Source organism: Mesorhizobium sp. M0830 (assembly GCF_040319965.1).
Lineage (GTDB): Bacteria > Pseudomonadota > Alphaproteobacteria > Rhizobiales > Rhizobiaceae > Mesorhizobium.
In genome coordinates, this window is sequence record NZ_JAMYOR010000017.1 from 62,005 (window position 1) to 82,953 (window position 20,949).

Here is a 20,949-nt window from a genome sequence, read left to right on the forward strand (position 1 = left end):
GGGGTGGAAGGCAACCCCGATTTCCGATGCCGGCAAAAAGCAGTTCCGTTGCGTAAGTCTGGTTCGACCCTTGCATGAAAAGGCTTGGTTAACCTTCTCTGGATACCAATCGTTAATCGAGTTCGCGGCCTAACCGGCACTTCGACGAAACGACTAGGCGCCTGGCGCCAAACCGGGAGCGACTGGACGAAAGATGGGACCGGCAGACTTCACAGACAAGGGATGTCGTGTCGGCAGCCGGATTCTGGCCACTTTCTGTTTCTTGCTGCTGCTGACGATCTCGTCTGCCTTTTCCTCGATTGCCCAAGCCGCCGACGCTCCGGCCGTGGCAAAAGGCTACAAGATGGCGGGCAACGCCACCAAGATGCGGATCGTCATGGATTTCGACCGCGAGCCCGATATCAAATGGTTCCTGCTGCGCGGTCCCAACCGCCTTGTCATCGACCTAGCGAATACGAGATTCGCCATTGACGCCAAGGATTTGAAGCCACGCGGCCTGGTCAAGGGCGTACGTCTGGGCGATCTCGGGAAGGGCGTTTCGCGGCTGATCGTCACCGGCAAGGGGCCCTTCGCCGTCGACAAGCTCGATGTGCTCAAGAACGAGGACGGAACCGGCTACCGCATTGCCATCGACATGTCGGCGGCTTCCGAGCGCGAATTCGATGCCGCACTTGCCAATCAGGCGCTGACTACCGGATCGACGGTTTCGACCGACAAGGGCGAGCGGGTCGGCACTGGACCGGTCTCCAATCCGGGCCATCGCTTCACCATCGTCATCGATCCAGGTCATGGCGGCATCGACGGCGGCGCCGAGGGCCTGAACGGCACCATCGAGAAAAACGTGACGTTGGCCTTCGCCACGGAGTTGCGCGACAAACTAGCCGCCGTCGGCAATTACGATGTGTTCATGACGCGCGACACCGACGAATTCCTGCGTCTGGACGATCGCGTGCGCATTGCCCGCCAGCACGAGGCCGACCTCCTCATTTCCATCCATGCCGACACAATCAGCGTCAAGGGCATCCGCGGCGCCACTGTCTACACCGTCTCCGACAAGGCTTCCGATCCCGAGGCGCAGGCGCTTGCCGACCGTGAGAACCTCTCCGACCAGTTCGCCGGCATGGAGATCAAGAACGACAGCAAGGAAGTCACCGACATCCTGATCGACCTGATCCGTCGCGAAACGCACAATTTCTCGATGAGTTTCGCTCACACGCTGGTCGGCCAGCTGTCGACCAGCGTCGGGCTCATAAACAATCCGCAGCGTTCGGCGGGCTTCAAGGTGCTGAAGGCACCCGATGTGCCGTCCGTGCTGGTTGAACTCGGTTACCTCTCGAACGCCAAGGACGAGGCCCAGCTGCTCAACGCCGACTGGCGCGGCAAGGCGGCCCAGAGCATAACCAACGCCGTAGCGCTTTTCGCTTCAGCCAAAGCCGGAGCAAGGGCCGGAGGCTGACATGTCCGGCGGCTCTGCAACCAGAGGCGGCGTGGCGCCACGACAACACCGGTGCTTTTATTTCCGGCTCGGGGCCGCGAAATCCGGCATTGCCGTATTTTGCCCACATGGTGGCGACAAGGGTTTTCGATTACGGATTGGGACCGGCTCGAATGCTTGCGCGAAAGGCGGCTTCGTTTAGGAAATTCCCGAACCAAGGACTGGAGCGGGTATGATTCGTCTTATTGGCTATTTTTTCGGCATCGGCACGACGCTGGCCCTTCTGGTCGCGGCGGGCGTTGCGATCTACATTGGCCACTTGTCGAAGGATCTGCCCGACTACGAGGTGCTGGCCAAATACGAGCCGCCGGTGACCACCCGCATCCATTCGTCGGATGGTGCGCTGATGGCCGAATATGCCCGCGAACGGCGCCTGTATCTGCCCATCCAGGCCATACCGGATCGCGTCAAGGCGGCCTTCCTGTCCGCGGAAGACAAGAACTTCTACAATCACCCCGGCATCGACGTGACCGGTCTCGGCCGGGCCATCATCGTCAACCTGCAGAATCTCGGCTCCGGCAGGCGCCAGGTCGGCGCCTCGACGATCACCCAGCAGGTGGCGAAGAACTTCCTGTTGTCCTCGGACCAGACCTACGAGCGCAAGATCAAGGAGATGATCCTCGCCTTCCGCATCGAGCAGGCCTATCCCAAAGACCGCATTCTCGAACTCTACCTGAACGAAATCTTCTTCGGCTTCGGCGCCTACGGCGTCGCCGGTGCGGCGCTGACCTATTTCGACAAGTCGGTCAACGAGCTCAGCGTGGCCGAGGCCGCCTATCTGGCATCCCTGCCGAAGGGTCCGAACAATTATCACCCCTTCAAGCATACCGATCGCGCGCTGGAGCGCCGCAACTGGGTCATCGACCAGATGGTCGAGAATGGCTATGTCACGCGTGAGGAAGGTGCCAAGGCCAAGGCCGAGCCGCTGGGCGTGACGCCGCGCCGGAACGGCAACTATCTGTTTGCCGGCGAGTACTTCACCGAAGAGGTGCGCCGCCAGATCATTGCCCGTTACGGCGAGAATGCGCTCTACGAGGGCGGCCTTTCCGTCCGCACCACCCTTGATCCGAAGATCCAGCTCATTGCCCGCAAGTCGATGCAGAACGGGTTGATGAAATATGACACCCTGCGCGGTTATCGCGGGCCGGTGACGTCAATCGACGTGTCCGGCGACTGGGGCGTGCCGCTGGGCAGCGTCAAGGGGCTGGAGGATGTTCCGGAATGGTCGCTCGCCGTCGTGCTCGACAGTTCGGCGACCGGTCTGTCGATCGGCCTTCAGCCAGCGCGCCAGGCGTCGGGCGAGATCGCCAAGGAACGCGTCGAAGGCACCGTCAGCAAGGAGGACATGGGTTTTGCCATGCGCCATGTGGTCGACGGCAAGACCGTCAAGGCCAAGTCGCCGGCAGAGGTGTTGAAACCGGGCGACGTCATCTTCGTGCAGAAGAACGATGGCTCCGATAGCGCCTACAGCCTGCGCCAGGTCCCCGAAGTGGAAGGCGGCCTGATCGCCATGGATCCGCATACCGGCCGGGTGCTGGCCATGGTCGGCGGCTTCTCCTACGCTCAGTCCGAATTCAACCGCGCGACGCAAGCCATGCGCCAGCCGGGCTCCTCGTTCAAGCCGATCGTCTATTCGGCGGCTCTCGACAATGGCTATACGCCGGCCTCGGTGATCATGGACGGACCGATCACCATCCAGAGCGGCAACACGACCTGGACGCCGAAGAACTACGACGGCACCGTCGCGGGCCCGGCGACCCTGCGCTCCGGCATCGAGAAGTCGCGCAATCTCATGACGGTGCGGCTTGCCAATGACATGGGCATGAAGCTGGTCGTCGAATATGCCGAGCGCTTTGGTGTCTACGACCATCTGGCCCCCTATCTGCCGATGGCGCTGGGCTCCGGCGAAACGACCGTGATGCGTATGGTGTCGGCCTATTCGATCATGGCTAATGGCGGCAAGTCGATCAAACCGTCGCTCATCGACCGCATCCAGGACCGCTACGGCAAGACGGTGTTCAAGCAGGACGAACGTGGCTGCCAGGGGTGCAATGCGACCGAATGGCAGAACCAGCCCGAGCCGGAACTGGTCGACAACTCCGAGCAGGTGCTCGATCCGATGACCGCCTACCAGATCACCTCGATGATGGAAGGCGTCGTGCAGCGTGGCACCGGCGCCACCATCGGCGAACTCGGCCGCCACATCGCCGGCAAGACCGGAACGACCAACGACGAGAAGGACGCCTGGTTCATCGGTTACACGCCCAATCTCGTCGTCGGTCTCTACATGGGCTACGACACGCCGCGCGGCCTTGGTCATGGCGCCACCGGCGGTGGTCTTGCAGCACCTATCTTCAAGGACTTCATGCGGGTGGCGCTGGATGGCACGCCCAATGTCGACTTCAAGGTTCCGGACGGCATGAGTCTGGTCGCCATCAATCGCAAGACCGGCATGCGCGCCGCAGCGGGTGATCCCGGCACCATCACGGAAGCCTTCAAGCCGGGTACCGGTCCTGCTGACAGCTATTGGGTGATCGGCATGGGCGCCGACGGCTCAAATGCCACAGGTGGCGCGCTGTCGCCACAGGCCAATCAAGCCATCCAGTCCGGCGGCGGCGGCCTCTACTGACGACTTTCATGGGCGGGTGGGCTGGCCTTGCGCCAGCCCATTTTGCTTTACAGCCGGCGGCGGCCTCCCTATGTATCGCGCCGACCGATTTCAGCAAACACAGGACAGAACAGCCAGCCATGCGCGCGGAAACGCAGAATATTGTCGACGAGATCAGGCAGGCGATCACCCTGCTGAGGAGGCATCTTTGACTGGGATCAGGCCATAAAACGGCTTGAATACCTCAATGTGCGCGCCGAGGACGCCAGTCTCTGGAACGAACCGCTGGAAGCGCAGAAACTGATGCGCGAACGCCAGAGCCTCGAAGAAGGCATCGCCTCGGTGAGAGGGCTGACGCAGGCGCTGGAAGACAATATCGGCCTGATCGAACTCGGCGAGGAAGAGGGCGACGAGGGCGTGATCGCCGAAGCCGAAGCCGCGCTCCGTTCGATGCAGGGCGAAGCGAAGGCCCGCCAGGTTGAGACGCTGCTGTCGGGTGAAGCCGACGCCAACGACACTTATCTCGAAATCCATGCCGGCGCCGGCGGCACCGAAAGCCAGGATTGGGCGTCGATGCTGCTGCGCATGTACACGCGCTGGGCCGAGCGGCGCCGCTTCAAGGTCGAGGTCCTGGAGGTGCATGACGGCGAAGAGGCCGGCATCAAGTCCGCCACGTTGATGATCAAGGGCCACAACGCCTATGGCTGGATGAAGACCGAATCCGGTGTGCATCGGTTAGTGCGTATTTCGCCCTATGACAGCAACGCACGTCGGCATACGTCCTTCGCCAGCGTCTGGGTCTATCCGGTCATCGACGACACGATCGAGATCGACGTTTCCGAATCCGATGTTCGCATTGATACCTATCGCTCGTCCGGCTCCGGCGGCCAGCACGTCAACACCACCGACTCCGCGGTGCGCATCACCCACCTTGCGACAGGCATCGCTGTCGCCTGCCAGGCCGAACGTTCGCAACATAAGAACAAGGCCAAGGCTTGGGAAATGCTGCGCTCGCGCCTCTATGAGGAGGAGCTGAAGAAGCGCGAGGCGGTTGCAAACGCCACCGAAGCCTCGAAGAGCGATATTGGCTGGGGTCACCAGATACGCTCCTATGTGCTGCAGCCCTATCAGTTGGTGAAGGATCTTCGCACCGGCGTCGAGAGCACCAGCCCGTCGAGCGTGCTCGATGGCGACCTCGACGATTTCATGGAGGCCTCATTGTCGCAGCGCATCGAAGGCGGTGCCGGCGAAGCAGTGGCGGACCTGGACTAAGGGTATGCTCATATTCAGGTGAGGCCGGCCTGCAAACGGCGGCTCATGCGCTGCCGGTGCTGATGGACCCGAACCCTGCGCCCCAGGACGAGGAGAGAATGCCGACGGCCTGCCTCAATATCAAGAGCATGTGATCGCCAACCAGCCATAGGCTGGAACCACACGGCACCGATCCCGTTTATTCGACACCTGTTTGCCGGGAAGTTGATTTCAGCGGTCGGTAGCGGATGATTGGTTGGCATGCGCCGCGGTACTCGTGAACGCAGCAATTTCTTGCGCCGACTCACATTTGCGCTCACCATCACGGCATTGAGGGGAGACAAAAAGCATTTATGGCCGGGCGCGGCATATCTGCAAGCTGACGATCTGGCCGCTGGGAAGACACGTTCCGGGAACGGGCAAGCCAACTGCTTGATGCTCGTTTGAAAGGAACGCTTCCATGTCTGCTGCCACTTCCAGATCGGCCCATGCCGCTGAACCGGCCGGCCGACTCTTGTTTTCCCTGTTCGCAATTGCCGCAATCGCAATGCTGACGGCACCTGCCTTTGCGCATGACGCCACACCGACAGCGGCAAAGCCACTAGGCTGGAGTTACCCATTCGCATGCTGCGCCAACTACGATTGTCGTACGGCTCATACTGGCGAAGTGTTGGAAAAACCCGAGGGATATGTCATCGCCGGCACGGGTGAGGTTGTTCCCATGAGCGACAAGCGCGTCAAGGATAGCCCGGATGGTGAGTTCCACTGGTGCGCGCATCAGGCCGGTCTCGACGCCGGCAAGACAATCTGCCTGTTCGTGCCGCCTCGCTCTTATTGACGACACGACATCCGCGGCCGCGTGTAACGGGCAGGCTGTTGCCGGAGCTTGTCTATGCCCGCAGCCCGGGCATTCGTGCTTCGGTGGACGCATGATGACGACGGTTGTCAGGAGCACCTCTTTGTGCTGCCTTTGCCGCATAGGTGGCGGGCAATGGAGAGGAATTCGTTGATGACCATTAAGGCAAGCTGTCATTGCAAGGCGACGACGTTCGAGGTTTCGCAGGCACCGCAGACTGTGACGCAATGCACCTGTTCGTTCTGCTCGAAACGCGGCTCGCTCTGGGCCTACTACATTCCATCGCAATTTAAGCTCACCAGCCCGATGGAGAACGTTTCTTTCTACCGGTGGGGGTCGAAAACGGTAAAGCATGGGTTTTGCGCCACCTGCGGCTGCGGCACCTTCACGGAAACGCCGGACTGGTCGACGGGCGAGCCAAATTTCGAGAATCCCAAGATCAGCGTCAATTCGCGGCTGTTCGATGATTTCGATCTGGACAAGGTCGAAGTGGTGGTCATCGATGGCAAGAATCTCTGGTAGCCTAATTCAGGCCACCCCGGCGTGGCGATGCGGCGCCTTCGCCGGGGTATTGATCCCCGGAAAAGCCGTGGGCGGCGTTTTTGCCGTTCCGCTTTTCGCCGCAATTCATGGTACAAGTCGCCGGAAGGGCTGATTTGGCGCCACCGCAAGGCGTGACTTGGAGAGGGACCATCTATGAAAAAGACTGTGCTCGTCGTCGTGGCGACGGCTGTGCTCGTGAGTGCCTGCACCACCACTGATCCGTATACAGGCGACCAGAAGATTTCCAACACCGCAGCCGGCGCTGGACTTGGCGCCCTGGCGGGTGCCAGCCTTGGCCTGCTTGCTGGCGGCAATGACCGCCGCAACGCGCTGATCGGCGCGGGCATCGGTGCGCTCGCCGGTGGCGCCATCGGCGCCACAATGGACCAGAACGAAGCCGAACTGCGCCGGCAGCTCGAGGGCACCGGCGTCAGCGTTACCCGTAGCGGCGACCAGATCATCCTCAACATGCCCTCCGATATCACCTTCAATACGGATCAGGACGCAGTGAAGCCCGGCTTCTACCAAGTGCTGAATTCAGTCGCGCTGGTGCTGAAGAAGTTCAAGCAGACCACGGTCGATGTGTTCGGCCACACCGATTCGACTGGTGGGGATCAGCACAATTTCGACCTGTCACAGCGCCGCGCCCTGGCGGTCGCCAACTATTTGTCCGGCCAAGGCGTCGATCAGCGCCGCTTCGCCGTCACCGGTTTCGGCAAGACGCGTCCGGTCGCATCGAACGCTACGGCCGAAGGGCGCGCCCAGAACCGCCGCGTCGAAATCCAGCTGTCGCCGCTTACCTGATCTGTTCGGCGAGGAATGCGAAGCGGCCCCGCGTTGGGGCCGTTTTTGTTTGGGCTGTTAAGGGCGCTCTTCGGATTCGCGCCAGAACATTAGTTTATGCTAAATAAAAACTTCCCCGCAACCACGGAAAGGAATAGCGTAATTGCCGTTCCGTAGGGGATGAGGCGGTGCAACTGGCCGCGCACTCAGAAATTTTTCCGCCTCGGGTCTTGCACGGCCAGATGAGAAAATCTGGGAGGAATGCATGCCAAGAACAGCCAGTCTTGGGCGCTGCGGCGTCCTTGCTTTAACAGGCCTGATGAGCGCATGGTTGGGCGTCGCTACGGCGCGGGCCGAGGACGCCAACAAGGCCGACATCGATGCCTTGAAAAAGTCGCTCGCCAAATATGAAGACTACACCGCAGCCGTCCGCGATCTTTATCTGTCGACAGTCGGCTGCGTCTACTACAGCGGCGAAAAGATAGCGGGTGCGATGGATTACCCGAAAGGCGCCATGGGTATCCATTTCGTCAACGTCCCGAGTGTCGGCCAAAAACTCGACCCGATGCACCCCAATGTGCTCATTTACGAACCGACCAAGAAGGGTTTGCGCCTGGTGGGTGCGGAATGGCTGGTGCCTCTGACGCCAGACATCAAGGAACCTCCGAAGCTTTTCGGCCAAACCTTCATGGGACCGATGGAGGGGCACTATCCGCTCATCCCGCGGGAGTTCGTGCACTATGATCTTCACGCCTGGCTGACGGACAACCCGAACGGGATGTTCAGTCCGACGAACCCGAACGTGAAATGCAGTAAGGCCGAATTTCCGATGCTGGAGAAGCCGACCAAGATGATGCCTGGACCGATGTGACGGGCGAGCCAGGCTGGCTAATGCATGTCGCCCAACCTCGGTTATGGGACAACGACATGCATGACACAAAGACCTAAAGCGGGTTGCCTGAATCCGTTCGGACGCGACACGCTTTAGGGCGTGAATTCATAAACGGGCATGGTTGGATCAACATGTCTGCTTCCGAGGCGAAAGCGGCCATTCTCGGCTAGCCGTGTCACCACCAGCAAGCTCTTGTTCTAGATCAACCCGTCATGGAACTCTCTTCAGGGAGGATACAATGATCAAGCGAGGACGCATGTGGGTGACAAGAGCTTCATGCGTCCTTTGCCTTTTTACACTGCCCGCCCACGCGAGCAACTTAGGTGATCTTGTCAGGAATGGCGACGTCGCGGCGGTGGCTTCCGCCTTGGACAAAGGCGCCGCTGTCAACGAAATTGACGGCGTTACGGCGCTCTACATCGCCTGCGAAGGCGGAAATGTCGAGTTAGCCAAACTTCTGATCAATCGTGGCGCGGACGTCAACCTGCCCGTCAGCTGGCAAAGAACGCCACTCTATGCCGCCAACAAGGCTGGGCACGCCGAGATTGTGAAGCTGTTGCTCGACAATGGGGCCGATCCAAATCAGGTGGCGAAAGCGCAGACGCCGCTGCACGTGGCTGCCGAAAATGGCTGCCTTCAATGCGTCATTCATCTTGTGGACGCCGGGGCAGAGGTCAACGCACTGACATCGAATGGAAATCCGCCCATACATTTGGCTAAGCTCAGGGGTCACGATGACATCGTGGCCTACTTGCGCAGTCATGGCGCCGGACGACCGGCCGTTGCGCCGATTTCGGCTCGACTTGCATCGGCAAGCGCTGAATCAGGCAAGGAAATTTTCGACGGAACGTGCGGGGCTTGTCATCTTGCATCGCCGAACCTTAAGATTCCCAAACGGGTTAATCTGTGGGGCGTCGTAGGGCGGCCGAAGGCCTCACAAAGCGATGTCCCGTATTCGTCAGCTATAAAGGAAGCCGGCGGCACTTGGACCTTTGAGGACCTCAATTCTTTTATCTCAAATCCGGCATTCGCTTTGCCCGGAACAGATATGATTTTCCCGGGTCTGCAGGACGAGAAGCAGCGAGCTGACCTCATCGCTTACCTGCGGACCTTGAGTGACACACCGCTGCCGCTTCCCGACAATTGATTGCTGCTGTCTGGCGAGCACTGCAATCCGCAACCAGCGATCGGAGCCGTCAGGCATCCTGCGCGTGAGCGCACCAGTTCTGTTCGGTCCGGATTTCCTCGTACGGGTCATCGCGGATTACATGCGGACCTATCCTCGGGTCGAGGTTGACCTCCAGCTTTCCGATGGATTTGTCGATCTCGGTGCCGATCTGGCGATACGAATCGGCAAATTGCCGATTCCAGCGCAAACGGCTGCTTTTGCGCGTCCAAGAGGACGCGCAGCGCTGTCGTATCAGACCTTGGCGACGATCTTCATGAAGGCTGGCATGTCATCGCCGAAGCCGACGGTGGAGTCGTTGTCTTCCTGGTGGCGTTGGCGGGCAGGGCGGTTGCTGTCGCGCTGCGGCCTGGTGTCGCCGCGTTCCGGTGCGCGCTGCTCGTTGCGATCGGATGATTTGCGCTCGGTGTTTTCCGACCGGATCGCGTCCTTGCGCGAGCGGCGTTCGCCGATGTCGGCGACCGCGCCCTCGGCCACATCGGGCTGATCCTCGCGGACCGTTTCCGGTGCCGGTTCTTCACTGTGCCTGGCGTGGCGTTCGCGTGGTTTGCGGTCGCCCCTGTCCTTGCGTTCGTCGTCCTTGCGGCCGGCACGGCGCGGCGCGCCTTTGCCGCGGCGCGGAGCATCGTCCTCGCCTTCGCTGGCGACCACTGTCGACAGGTCGCCATCATGCCACTCGATCTTGTTGCCGATCAGCCGCTCGATGGCGTCGATGTACTTGGTGTCCGACTTGGTCGCGATGGTGAAGGATTTTCCAGAGCGCCCGGCGCGTCCGGTGCGGCCGATGCGGTGAACGTAGTCCTCGGCATGGATCGGCACATCGTAATTGAAGACGTGGCTGACATCGGGGATGTCGAGACCGCGCGCGGCGACGTCGGAGGCGACCAGGTAGCGCAGCTTGCCATCGCGGAAATTGGCCAGCATCTGCATGCGCGCGCGCTGGTCCATGTCGCCATGCAGCGCGCCGGCGTCGAAATCATACTTCAGCAGCGAGCGGAACAGTTCCGACACTTCCACCTTGCGGTTGCAGAAGATGATGGCGTTCTTCAGCTCCGCATCCTCTGCCTTGATCAAATTGCGCAAGGTCTCGCGCTTGTCCCATGGCTTGGAGCCGGACTTGACCAGGCGCTGGATGATGTTGGTCGCTGCGGACGCGGCCTTCGAGACCTCGACGCGCACCGGCGCATGCAGGAATTTTTCGGTGAGCTTGGTGATCTCCGGCGGCATCGTCGCCGAGAAGAACAGCGTCTGCCTAGTGAACGGGATCATCTCGCAAATGCGCTCGATGTCGGGGATGAAGCCCATGTCGAGCATGCGGTCCGCTTCGTCGATAACAAGGATCTCGACGCCATTGAGCAACAGCTTGCCACGCTCACGGTGATCGAGCAGGCGGCCGGGCGTCGCGATCAGCACGTCGGCGCCGCGCTCCAGCTTCTTGTCCTGTTCGTCGAACGACACGCCGCCAATCAAGAGCGCGATGTTGAGCTTGTGGTTCTTGCCGTATTTGACGAAGTTTTCCTCGACCTGCGCGGCAAGCTCACGTGTCGGCTCGAGAATGAGCGTGCGCGGCATGCGGGCACGGGCGCGGCCCTTTTCCAGTCTTGTGAGCATCGGCAGCACGAAGGATGCCGTCTTGCCGGTGCCGGTCTGGGCAATGCCCAGCACGTCCTTGCCGAGAAGCGCGTGCGGAATGGCACCAGACTGTATCGGCGTCGGCTGCGTGTAGCCGGCGTCGGTGACTGCGGAAAGAACCTTCGGCGACAGGCCTAGGTCTGAAAAGGTCAACGCTTCTGGAGCGGTCGTGGTGTCTGAGGACAATTGTTGCTGTCTTTGGCTGGTTCGGGGAAGCGCAACGGCGTCTAACGGCGTCTATCGCGGCAAGCGCCACGCGCCTGCAAGATTGGTATTGCAATTAGGAGCAAGCCCTCGATTTGTCAACAGAAACGGCCGTGATTGGCGCGATTGTGAAGTTGTAACCTTAATCGGGATGCTTAATCGAGGTGTCGGTTGCGGCGCCGGCTCAATAGCGGAACTGTTCGGCGAGAATGCGTTCGTTCCAGGAATGGTTGGGATCAAACAGCAACGTCGCCGTCGCAGTGGGCGATTCCCTGACCGTGACCGAGGTCACCGCCTTGACTTCCGTATGGTCGGCGGCGGCGTTCACAGGCCGCTTTTCCGGCTCGAGAATGTCGAAGCGCACGGTCGCCTTGTTGGAGAGCAGCGCGCCGCGCCAGCGGCGCGGGCGAAACGGGCTGACCGGGGTCAGCGCCAGCAGTGGCGCGTCGAGCGGCAGGATGGGCCCGTGCGCGGAAAGATTGTAGGCGGTGGACCCGGCCGGCGTCGCGATCATCACACCGTCGCAGCTCAGTTCCTCGAGCCGTATTTGCTCGTCGACGGTGATGCGGATCTTGGCCGTCTGATAGGATTGCCGCCACAGCGCGACTTCGTTGATCGCCAGCGCCGAAAGCGTTTCGCCTGCCGAGGTCTCGGCCAGCATCTCCAGCGGGCGGATCGTTTCGGCGACCGCGGCCGCGATCCGCTCGGTGAGCCCGCCGGACCGGTACTCGTTCATCAGGAAACCGATGGTGCCACGGTTCATGCCGTAGACCTTCTTGCCGGTCCCCATCGTCTCGCGCAGCGTCTGCAGCAGGAAGCCGTCACCGCCGAGCGCGACGACGATCTCGGCATCCTCGACGGAGGACTGTCCATAGCGCGCCGACAGGCTTTCCAGCGCCGTCTTGGCGTCGGCGGTATCGGACGAGACGAAGGCGATGCGGCTGGCGGTTCTGCTCATGGTTCCCTGACGATGACCGGTTGGCAGCAGGCTGTTGCTGGGCCGCGCCAGCGCCGGGGTAGCATGGGCGGGCTAGGTCTGCAAAGAGAGCCATCCCGGATGGCAAGGCCACCCCGGGCGGCAAGGCGGCGGCAAAAGGCGGGATGCGGGCCTGCCGTTCGCGCGTCATGTCAGAGGCTGCGCGAATGTGATGGTTAAGACCGGGCTTAAGCTCTCGTAAAGCCGGACCCGTCATGTTAGCCGGGCATCGGATGGGTGGCGTGGGGCTAGCCAGTCGAGGCTGTCATATTGCCGGTAACACGCCTGATCATCGTCTTTCTGATGCTGGGAAGCTTCGCGCTCCTCTTTGCCGAACTGGTGCGCCAGTCCGAAGAGACGAGCTTCCGGCCTCAACCCACGGCGTCGCGCTGTGGTGATGCCGCCGGGGCGCCTTGTCCGCAAAGGGCGCTGTAACTCGGACCTGACCTGGCCGGGCATGTGCTTCCTGGCTGGAAGCGAAGACCGGGTGCCGGATATTGAGCGGACATTCCAGCTGTTGCGCCAACGGATCCTCAGCTATGAACGCTGCCGCAGATGGCAGCCGGCTTGCCGCTTCTGCGCCAAGTACTCGTCGATAAGCTGGCGATAGCGCACTTTTCCGAAGCTCGGGAAATGGCCGCCATGCACGACCGAGACGTCGAGGTCGCGCAGGCGCAGCAAGGTGGCGATATAGTCATCGACCACAGAGTGGTAGACATCGTCGATCAGCGGGCCGTCATAGATGATGTCGCCGGATAACAGGATGCCCGTCCTGTTTTCGTAGAGCGCGATGCCGCCGGGCGAGTGGCCGGGCGTATGGATCACCTCGAAGGCGCGGTCGCCGAGATCGACGACGTCGCCCTGCGCGAGCAGACGACCGGCGGGTGCGGGCAGAATGCGGTAGCGCGCCGTGTCCCAGCCTTGCGGCATGCCATCGAACATCTCGTCGGTCGCATAGGTGCCGGCGGCGGTCCATTCGTTGCGCGGATCGGCGAGGATTTGAGCCTCGGCTGCATGCACACAGCGATCGGGAAATTCATGGTGGCAGCCGATATGGTCAAAATGCGTGTGGCTGGCGACGCAGGTCAGTTGTCGCTCGCTCACCAGCGGCACATGACGCCTGAGGCTGAAATGGCCGAGGCCAGTGTCGAACAGGAGATCGCGGTCGCGGCCCCGCACATGCCACATGTTGCAGCGGAAGAATGGCTTGATCCACGGCTCGTGGATCAGCGTGACACCGTCGGCCATGCGGATGGTCTCGTACCAGTCTGGCGCGTCGATGAGCCGAAGCGTGCCCATGTTCAATCCGTCAAAAGGATGATCGCGCCGATATCGCACGAAATCGCGACCGTGTCGCCGGGCTGGACGGTGGAGGTAGGCGGCAGCCTGGCGATGAAGTGTAGCGACGGATCTTCGACGGAAACGGCGAGCACGCGCTTGAAGCTGCCCTGGAAGACGATGTCGCTCACCTCGGCCGTACCCAGCCTGACACCGCCGCTGCCCACGCCGAAGACGAGATGCTCCGGCCGTATGGCAAGCCCGACGGCCGAGCCGACCGGCAACGTGCAGGGCAGTGAAATCCGCCCGACCGGCGTCGCGACCGTGCTGGTCCTGTCCTTGGCCTCCGCAACCGTGCCGGCGAGGATCGTGCTTTCGCCCATGAAGGTCGCGGAGAAGCGCGTCGCCGGCCGCGCATAGACGCGCTCGGGCGGCCCCTCGTCCTCGATGCGCCCGTCATTCATCACCACGCAATGGTCGGCCAGCGCCATCGCTTCTTCCTGGTCGTGGGTGACATGGATGAAGGCTGTGCCGACGCGCTTCTGGATCGCCTTCAACTCGTCCTGCATCTGCCGGCGCAATTTGAGGTCGAGCGCGCCGAGCGGCTCGTCGAGCAAAAGCACCGCCGGTTCGATCACCAGCGCACGCGCCAGCGCCACGCGCTGCCGCTGGCCGCCGGAGAGCTGATGCGGCTTCTTGTCGAAAGCGGAGGCCAGCCCAACCAGCGCCAGCGCCTCGCGTGCCCTTGCCGCCCGTGTGGCGCCGTCGACGCCCTGCATGCGCAGGCCGAAGCCGACATTGCCGCCGACGCTCATATGCGGGAACAGCGCGTAATCCTGGAATACCGTCGTCGTCGGGCGCTTGGCCGGCGGCACCGAGGTGCAGTCCTCGCCGCGGATGAACACTTTGCCTTCGCTCGGTTTGACGAAGCCGCCGAGAATGGACAGCAGCGTCGTCTTGCCGGAGCCTGAGGGTCCGAGCAGGATCGTGTAGCTGCCCGGCTCGATCTTGAGCGAGACATTCTTCAGCACGATTTGCTGGCCAAAGCGATGCGATACGGAATTTACATCGACCAGGGGGGCGGTCATGCTCTTCTCCTGCGCAGCAATGTCAGTTCGAACAGCACGACCAGCACGATCGAGACGGCGAAGACCAGCGAGCCGACGGCATTGGTTTTCGGATTGAGACCGGAGCGCAGCAGGTTCCAGATTTCCACCGGCAACGTCGTGTCGAAACGGGTCAAAAGGAAGGAGATGACGAACTCGTCCCACGAGAAGGTCATCGACAGGAAGAAGCCGGCGAAGATGGCCGGCGCCATGACCGGCACGGTGATCAACAGCAGCACTTTCCATTCCGGCGCGCCGAGATCGCGCGCGGCGCGTTCGATGTTGATCTGGTGGTCGCCCATCTGGCTGTAGATGATGGCAAAGCACAGCGGCAGGTTGATCACGACATGGCCGATCCCTGCCGCAAGCAGCGATTTCGGCACGCCAGCCCAGTTGAACAGCACCAGAAGCCCCATGCCGATGATGAGATAGCTGACCGTCAGTGGCAGCGTGATCAGCCCGCGCAGCAGGCCGGAGCCGGGCAGGACGAAACGGGCAAAGCCCCAGGCCGAGAGGAAGCCGAGCGTGACGGCGGCGAGCGACGAGATGGACGCCACCAGCAGCGAATTCACCAGCGCCGAGGTCAGCCGCGGGTCCGTGAGAACCGCCTCGTACCAGCGCATCGACGGGCCGGTGAAGGGCGGGATCGGAAACGACGTCGCCTGCAGCGAAAACAGCACCAGCACGATCACCGGCAGGAAGATGAAGCCGTAGATCAGGACGGCGTAGAGCCACGAGGCGATGCGGACGATCCTGCCCATCTCAGGCCCGCTCGATCTTAAGCCAGCGCGCGCAGCCGAGATAGGCAAAGGTGACCACCGCCATCAGGATGATCGACAGCGCCGAGGCCAGCGGAAAGTCGCCGCGCCGGCCGATCTGCATCATCACCAGCTGCGGCATCAGGAGTTCGTTGTTGCCGCCCAGGATCTGCGGCGTGATGTAGTCGCCGATACACAGCACGAAAGTGAGGAAGGCGCCGACCATGATGCCGGGCAAAGTCAGCGGCAGGACGACATGCAGGAAGGTGCGCACCGGCCCGGCGCCGAGATCGGCGGCGGCCTTGCGGTAGCTCGGGCTGAGCTGCTTGAGGTTGGCGAAGATCGTCAGCGTCAAAAGCATGATGAAGAAATGCACGAAGCCGGTGACGGTGGCGAACCGTGTATTGGCGAGTTGCAGCGGCTCGCTGAACAGGCCGGTGCCGGTCAGCGCCCGGTTGACCACGCCGTTCTGCGCCAGCACCAGAAGCCAGGAATAGGAGCGCACGACATAGGAGGTCCAGAACGGCAGCACGGCCAGCATCAGCGCCAGCCGTTGCCAGCGTTCCGGCACCTGTTCCGCCAGGATCCAGGCAAACGGGTAGGCGAGCAGCACGGAGACGACGGTGACGATCGCCGTCACCTCAAGCGAGTTCACCATCGCTTGCCAGTAGGAGGGGTTGGTGAAGAACTGGCTGTAGTTGGACGCCGTGAAGCCGCCGCCCTCATGCGCCGTCAGGCTGGACAGCCCCATGGCGATGAAGGGCAGCACGAAGAACAAAAGCGTCCAGCTGAGCGCTGGCGTCACCAGCGCCCAGGGCAAGGCACGCCCGTTGCTTCCAATTGACTTCATCAGCCGCAATCGCTCATTTTGCCTGCAGTATTTCGGTCCACATATCCTGCATCTTCTTGTCGAGATCGGCGTTCGGCGCCGGATAGGACTGGGCGCGGGCGAGGAAGCCCGGCTGCTCGTCGAAACGCAGGATCTTTTTCTGCTCGTCGGTCAGCGTCGCCTTGGTGTTCGCCGGCATGCCCCAGTAGCAGGACGAGGTGGCAAGCCGCGCCTGGCCTTCCGGGCTCATGATGTACTGGATGAATTTCAGCGCCATGTCCTTATTTTTGGAATCCTTGAACATGGCCAGCGACTGCGACCACAGAACTGCACCTTCTCTGGGAATAGAGAAGTCCAGCGCCGGGTTTTCCTTGGCCAGCCCCGCCGTCACCCATTCGCCGCCACCAACAAGTATGTCGACCTCGCCGGTCGCCAGCGCCGTCTGGCTGGCGGTCACTTCGCCGACAAGCTTGGCATTGGCCTTCATCTTGAGAAGTTCGTCCTTGAGGGCGGGCAGGTCGGCTTCGGTCAGATCCGCCGTCTTCTTGCCGATGGCCAGCGCCGCCATGCCGATGACCGGCAGATAGTAGTCGTAGATGGCGACCTTGCCCTTGTACTTGTCGCCGGTCAGCGCCGCCATCGACTGCATATCGGCCGGATCCACCTTGGTCTTGTTGTAGCCGATCGTGTTGTAGCCGAACTTTTCGGTGATGCCGTAGCGCTTGCCGCCGACCACGGTGGAGCCGTCCATCTTCACCTGCGGGAACAGGTCGGACATCGGCAGTCTGTCTTCCGGCAGCGGCTCGAACAGGCCTTTCTCGACACCGCGCGGCACGTCGATGCTGTCGATCACCATCACGTCCCAGTCGCCGGGCTGCGACTGTTCGACGATGGCGAGCCCAGCGCCGGTGCCCTCGAATTCCTTGACGTTGACCTTGACATTGTTGGCCTCCTCGAAGGGTTGCAGCAACGCCGGATCGGCATGATCGCACCAGATCAGCGCATTGAGGTCGGCGGCCTGGGCAGCGCTGCCTGCTCCAAGCAGCAGCGCCGTGGCGGCGCACGCGGCATGCAGATGGCTCTTCAGAACGGAAAGCGGATTCCTAGATGTAGGTTTAGCGGACATCGAGTGTTCTCCCTTGCCTTTGTGGCTTCTTGCAAAAAATTGAACCAATTCTAAAATTGAGTCAATTCTGTTTTTATGGCAAGAGGCTAAGATGAGCGGATTGCGGGCAAGGCAAAAGGCGGATCGGCACCGCCGCATCATCGAGGCGGCCGCGGAGCTTTTCCGCGACGCGGGTTATGAGGGTGCCAAGATCGAGGCTATCGCTGCCCAGGCCGAAGTCTCGATCGGCACCATCTACAATTACTATCAGAATAAGGGCGACATCCTCGGCGCCATCGTCTCGCTGGAGGTCAACGAGGTGCTCAATGCCGGGCAGGGCGTCGTCGCCAGGCCGCCGGCCAATGTCGGCGATGCGCTGGACACGCTGGTCGGCATCTATATCGAGCACTCGCTGCACTATCTCAGCAAGGAGATGTGGCGGCAGGCGATGGCGATCTCGACGCAACTGCCCGACAGCCCGTTCGGCCAGGCCTACACCGCGCTTGACCGCGCGCTGACCGAACAGATCCGCGCGCTGATCGCCCGGCTGCAGGCGCTCGGCCTTGTGCGGCAGGACATCGACGGGGCGGCGCTCGGCGAATTGATCTTCAACAACATGAACATGATGTTCATCGAGTTCGTTAAACGCGACAAGGCGAAGATACCGGAGCTACGCGCGGCGATACGCAGGCAGAACCGGATACTGGTGGCGGCGATTGGGGTGTAATTGCCAGGAACAGGCGGCGGCATCGATCGTTGGAAGGCGACGGTGCCCAGCCCTCTTGAGTCGAACCTGAAGTGCAACCCATAGCGGCATCTCTAGGGGAGGGATCTTTGCAGTCCGATCCGCCAATAAGCCTTCACAGAATCCGGCGTAGCTCGTCGGACCTCACGCCCGCGCTTCGTAGTGCCGTGTGCGATCGCATCGGCGATCAAATGACGTACACGTCGTGGAAGGTCAGGACCGCCCCGGCCTGTAGGTGGGCGATTTCCACCTGAGCGGCCGATTTCGAGCCATCGGGGTCATAGTACAGAATGCCTGTGGTCTGGTTGTAGAGCAGGTAATCGTTATGGCTGGTGGCGTGCTGGCGCAACTCGAAATAGGACGAGTTCACCTGCGTCGGGCTGGACAACGATCCGGGGCCGAGGCTGGTGAAGACGGCGTTGTCGAGATAGAGCGCGTCGTCCGCTGCGTGGAAGTCGGGGAGCGTAGCGACATTGTCCGGGCCAAAGGCCGTGTCAAACACGAAGGTGTCCTTGCCGGCGCCACCGTTGAGCACGTCGTTGCCACCCCGGCCCCACAGTATGTCGTTGCCAGCCAAAGCATCATAGGTATCGGCCGCGGCAGTGCCGAAAAAAGTGTCGTCCCCGGTAGTTCCCGTGGTCGGGTCGGTAGGCGGGGTCGGCGGTGACGGTGGCTGGTCAGTCCCGTCATGGGCTGCATGCCAGACCGCCTTGGCGTTGGCCCAGTAGTCGCGCGCCGCCTGGCCTTGAAGGACCGTCCAACCGTCGGGCGGCATTGGATAACTGGACGGCAGCGGCGTGTCAGAGAGGTTGAGATAGTAGTTGCCGTGCGACTCGACCGTCTTGTCCCAGGCCCGCTGCAGCCGCTCCATGCCGTTGTGGTTCACGTCGGTGATCGCCACCACACAATCGATAAAGTGCAGGCTGGGCACGATATCGTTAGAGCCTGTCCCCTTGTCGAGTTTAAACGGCGAACCGTGGGTCATCTCGCCTTTGCGAAGGTACTCTCCCATGCCCAGAAGCATGCCATCCATGATGACCGTGTTGTCAGACCCATCAACGTCACCGTCGCCAAGGCTCACTCCGGAAAACACGTGGTCGAACAGGGAATCCTTGATCGTGCCGCCGATGACGTCATCGTCCTCGACCGCGTCGTCGCGGGAGTAGCCGACATAGCTATCTTCGATGACGAAGGTGCCCGTGCCGCCGACACGGATGCCATCCCAGGGCTGGGTAACCGTCCAATCGTCGATGACAAAGTTGTGGGCTGAATTTATACGGACTGCGGCGGAGTTGACGTAAATGTCCTCCCAGTCGCCGGTTTGGGAGACCGTGCCGTTGATCGTGCCGCCAAATGCCAGGAGGTTGGCGCCGGGGTTGACGACCGCGAAGGGATAGAGGTTGGTGGGGCTTCCCTGATTGGCGACGATCCACGAGGCGTCGGTGGCATCGATGGTGGTATCGGCGGGCAGGCCGGATGCCTTATACTGGGTGTAGCCATAGTCGCCGCTTAAGACAATGGTGCTTGCCTGGGCCATGGTTGGCCACCTTTCACCCCGCCCCGCCCATTCCGCCAAGTGCCTGAAGCCGGAAAGGCCTGCGCCTACCAGAGCCCCGTTAGCGGTATCGTGCAAATCACAAAATGTGTCAAAAAATCGGAAGGTGATCGACATCCTATCAAGCACCTCGCTGCACTATCTGGCCCAGGAGATGTGGCGGCAGGCGATGGCGATCTCGACACAACTGCCCGACAGCCCGTTCGGCCCCAGGCCTGTACCGGGCCCCGATCGCTCGCTCACCGCGCGGATTTGCCCCTGGTCGCCCGGCCGTAGGCGCTTGGCCTTATACGGCAGTGATATCGACGAGGGCAGCGCTCGGCGAACTGATTTCAGCAACATGACACCATGTTCATCGCGAAGCGCGACGAGGCGAGGACCCCGGAGGTACGCGCCGCGATACGCAGGCAGAACCGGCTACTGGTAGCGGCGATCGGGGTGTGAGGAGTCAGGAGCAGACAGGAGAAATCGTCGCTCGGCATAAGACTTGGTTTCAGACGAGGCTCGCCTCTTGAGTTGAATTTGAAATCTGGTACAACTTATAGGGGCATAAATAGGGGAGGGGTAAATGGGGGCGTTTTCCATCTGGCATTGGGCGATCGTGCTGCTGTTGATCGGCGTGCCTGTCTTCTTTGCTGTTCGATCAGCCACGAAGCCGTCACAGAATCCTGAGGCTCTTGTCGGCATCGGCGGCTGGCTGATGCTGCTGGCGATCGGTCAGGCATTGTCACCGCTGCGCACACTCGCCAACTTGGCCATTTCGGCCGAAGGCTACCAGCAACTCATGGCTCTCCCGAACGGGGTCATGGCGGCCTATGGCGAGCTTGCCCTCAATCTGGCATTTCTGGTGCTTCAGCTGGTCGTGCTTGTTTCGATGCTGCGGCGAAGCCACCGCTTCCCGCGGTTGTTTCTGTTCCAGTGGTTTGCAATTCCGGTCGTATTCATCCTGGACACCATCTGGATCGCGTCACTTCTGGGCGTTCCGGCGAACAAGGTGCTCGCAGGTGATGCGTTGCTGGCAGCCATAGCGTCGTTTGTAGGGACCGGCATCTGGACCGCTTATGTCTATAAGTCAGTGAGGGTGAGGAATACGTTCACCAGGGCGAACGCATCTGCCCAAATTGCGAGCGCCTCATAAAAGATATCG

At 61.4% G+C, this 20,949-nt stretch carries 18 protein-coding genes and 1 pseudogene; 11 read left to right on the forward strand and 8 right to left on the reverse strand.

All coding sequences use genetic code 11. The features are described 5' to 3' along the window. Positions 1 to 193 precede the first annotated feature (193 nt). The 9 genes and pseudogenes from NKI20_RS13100 to NKI20_RS13140 form a co-directional block, all read left to right on the forward strand. Positions 194 to 1,456, forward strand: a complete 1,263-nt coding sequence (locus tag NKI20_RS13100; protein ID WP_352831048.1) for an N-acetylmuramoyl-L-alanine amidase — start codon at positions 194 to 196, stop codon at positions 1,454 to 1,456. Between the two features lie 211 nt (positions 1,457 to 1,667). Then, positions 1,668 to 4,124 (forward strand): penicillin-binding protein 1A, encoded by a 2,457-nt coding sequence (locus NKI20_RS13105; RefSeq protein ID WP_352831050.1) that lies wholly within the window; start codon positions 1,668 to 1,670, stop codon positions 4,122 to 4,124. A 119-nt stretch (positions 4,125 to 4,243) separates the two neighbouring features. After that, a protein-coding gene (gene prfB / locus NKI20_RS13110; RefSeq protein ID WP_156938544.1) for a peptide chain release factor 2 occupies positions 4,244 to 5,375 on the forward strand; the annotation gives its coding sequence in 2 pieces (ribosomal slippage) (positions 4,244 to 4,309 and positions 4,311 to 5,375; 1,131 coding nt in all). 439 nt (positions 5,376 to 5,814) lie between these two features. After that, on the forward strand, positions 5,815 to 6,192 hold the full coding sequence (locus NKI20_RS13115; RefSeq protein ID WP_023759378.1) for a hypothetical protein: 378 nt from the start codon (positions 5,815 to 5,817) through the stop codon (positions 6,190 to 6,192). A 171-nt stretch (positions 6,193 to 6,363) separates the two neighbouring features. Then, the gene (locus NKI20_RS13120; protein ID WP_352726714.1) at positions 6,364 to 6,732 is read left to right on the forward strand and encodes a GFA family protein; all 369 of its coding nucleotides are present in this window, start codon (positions 6,364 to 6,366) and stop codon (positions 6,730 to 6,732) included. Positions 6,733 to 6,906: 174 nt separating this feature from the next. Beyond that, positions 6,907 to 7,557: a YiaD family glycine zipper/OmpA-like lipoprotein gene (locus tag NKI20_RS13125; RefSeq protein WP_352602494.1), complete on the forward strand. Its 651-nt coding sequence runs from the start codon at positions 6,907 to 6,909 to the stop codon at positions 7,555 to 7,557. 244 nt (positions 7,558 to 7,801) lie between these two features. Then, positions 7,802 to 8,407, forward strand: a complete 606-nt coding sequence (locus tag NKI20_RS13130) for a hypothetical protein (RefSeq protein ID WP_023759375.1) — start codon at positions 7,802 to 7,804, stop codon at positions 8,405 to 8,407. 259 nt (positions 8,408 to 8,666) lie between these two features. Beyond that, the gene (locus tag NKI20_RS13135) at positions 8,667 to 9,575 is read left to right on the forward strand and encodes an ankyrin repeat domain-containing protein (protein ID WP_031260222.1); all 909 of its coding nucleotides are present in this window, start codon (positions 8,667 to 8,669) and stop codon (positions 9,573 to 9,575) included. Further along, positions 9,544 to 9,783: pseudogene (locus NKI20_RS13140) on the forward strand (LysR substrate-binding domain-containing protein); the annotation flags it as partial. The gene NKI20_RS13135 and the pseudogene NKI20_RS13140, both read left to right, overlap by 32 nt. 65 nt (positions 9,784 to 9,848) lie before the next feature. Here the strand turns inward: NKI20_RS13140 and NKI20_RS13145 are convergent. The 7 genes from NKI20_RS13145 to NKI20_RS13175 all read right to left on the reverse strand — a co-directional run bounded on the left by NKI20_RS13145 (position 9,849) and on the right by NKI20_RS13175 (position 17,523). Next, positions 9,849 to 11,432 (reverse strand): DEAD/DEAH box helicase, encoded by a 1,584-nt coding sequence (locus tag NKI20_RS13145; RefSeq protein ID WP_031260221.1) that lies wholly within the window; start codon positions 11,430 to 11,432, stop codon positions 9,849 to 9,851. A 202-nt stretch (positions 11,433 to 11,634) separates the two neighbouring features. Then, positions 11,635 to 12,408, reverse strand: coding sequence for an NAD kinase (locus NKI20_RS13150; RefSeq protein ID WP_352831054.1), 774 nt, complete (start codon positions 12,406 to 12,408; stop codon positions 11,635 to 11,637). 555 nt (positions 12,409 to 12,963) lie between these two features. Continuing rightward, positions 12,964 to 13,725: an MBL fold metallo-hydrolase gene (locus NKI20_RS13155; RefSeq protein WP_352831056.1), complete on the reverse strand. Its 762-nt coding sequence runs from the start codon at positions 13,723 to 13,725 to the stop codon at positions 12,964 to 12,966. A gap of 2 nt (positions 13,726 to 13,727) precedes the next feature. Further along, a complete protein-coding gene (locus tag NKI20_RS13160; protein WP_352831058.1) occupies positions 13,728 to 14,792 on the reverse strand; it encodes an ABC transporter ATP-binding protein in 1,065 nt (354 codons plus the stop codon). Then, positions 14,789 to 15,571, reverse strand: coding sequence for an ABC transporter permease (locus NKI20_RS13165; RefSeq protein ID WP_352831060.1), 783 nt, complete (start codon positions 15,569 to 15,571; stop codon positions 14,789 to 14,791). The genes NKI20_RS13160 and NKI20_RS13165 overlap by 4 nt, the downstream gene beginning before the upstream one ends. 1 nt (position 15,572) lies before the next feature. Continuing rightward, the gene (locus NKI20_RS13170) at positions 15,573 to 16,418 is read right to left on the reverse strand and encodes an ABC transporter permease (RefSeq protein WP_352831062.1); all 846 of its coding nucleotides are present in this window, start codon (positions 16,416 to 16,418) and stop codon (positions 15,573 to 15,575) included. A 13-nt stretch (positions 16,419 to 16,431) separates the two neighbouring features. Then, on the reverse strand, positions 16,432 to 17,523 hold the full coding sequence (locus tag NKI20_RS13175; protein ID WP_352831064.1) for a polyamine ABC transporter substrate-binding protein: 1,092 nt from the start codon (positions 17,521 to 17,523) through the stop codon (positions 16,432 to 16,434). 91 nt (positions 17,524 to 17,614) lie between these two features. Between NKI20_RS13175 and NKI20_RS13180 the strand changes: the two genes are divergently transcribed. Beyond that, positions 17,615 to 18,229 (forward strand): TetR/AcrR family transcriptional regulator, encoded by a 615-nt coding sequence (locus NKI20_RS13180; protein WP_023759364.1) that lies wholly within the window; start codon positions 17,615 to 17,617, stop codon positions 18,227 to 18,229. 205 nt (positions 18,230 to 18,434) lie between these two features. On the opposite strand, the gene NKI20_RS13185 is transcribed toward NKI20_RS13180, so the two are convergent. Then, positions 18,435 to 19,784 carry a calcium-binding protein gene (locus tag NKI20_RS13185; protein WP_352602477.1) on the reverse strand — a complete coding sequence of 450 codons (1,350 nt, stop codon included), beginning with the start codon at positions 19,782 to 19,784 and terminating at the stop codon, positions 18,435 to 18,437. Positions 19,785 to 20,370: 586 nt separating this feature from the next. Here NKI20_RS13185 and NKI20_RS13190 point away from each other — a divergent pair. Further along, on the forward strand, positions 20,371 to 20,940 hold the full coding sequence (locus tag NKI20_RS13190; protein ID WP_352831066.1) for a DUF2569 family protein: 570 nt from the start codon (positions 20,371 to 20,373) through the stop codon (positions 20,938 to 20,940). Positions 20,941 to 20,949: the final 9 nt, after the last annotated feature.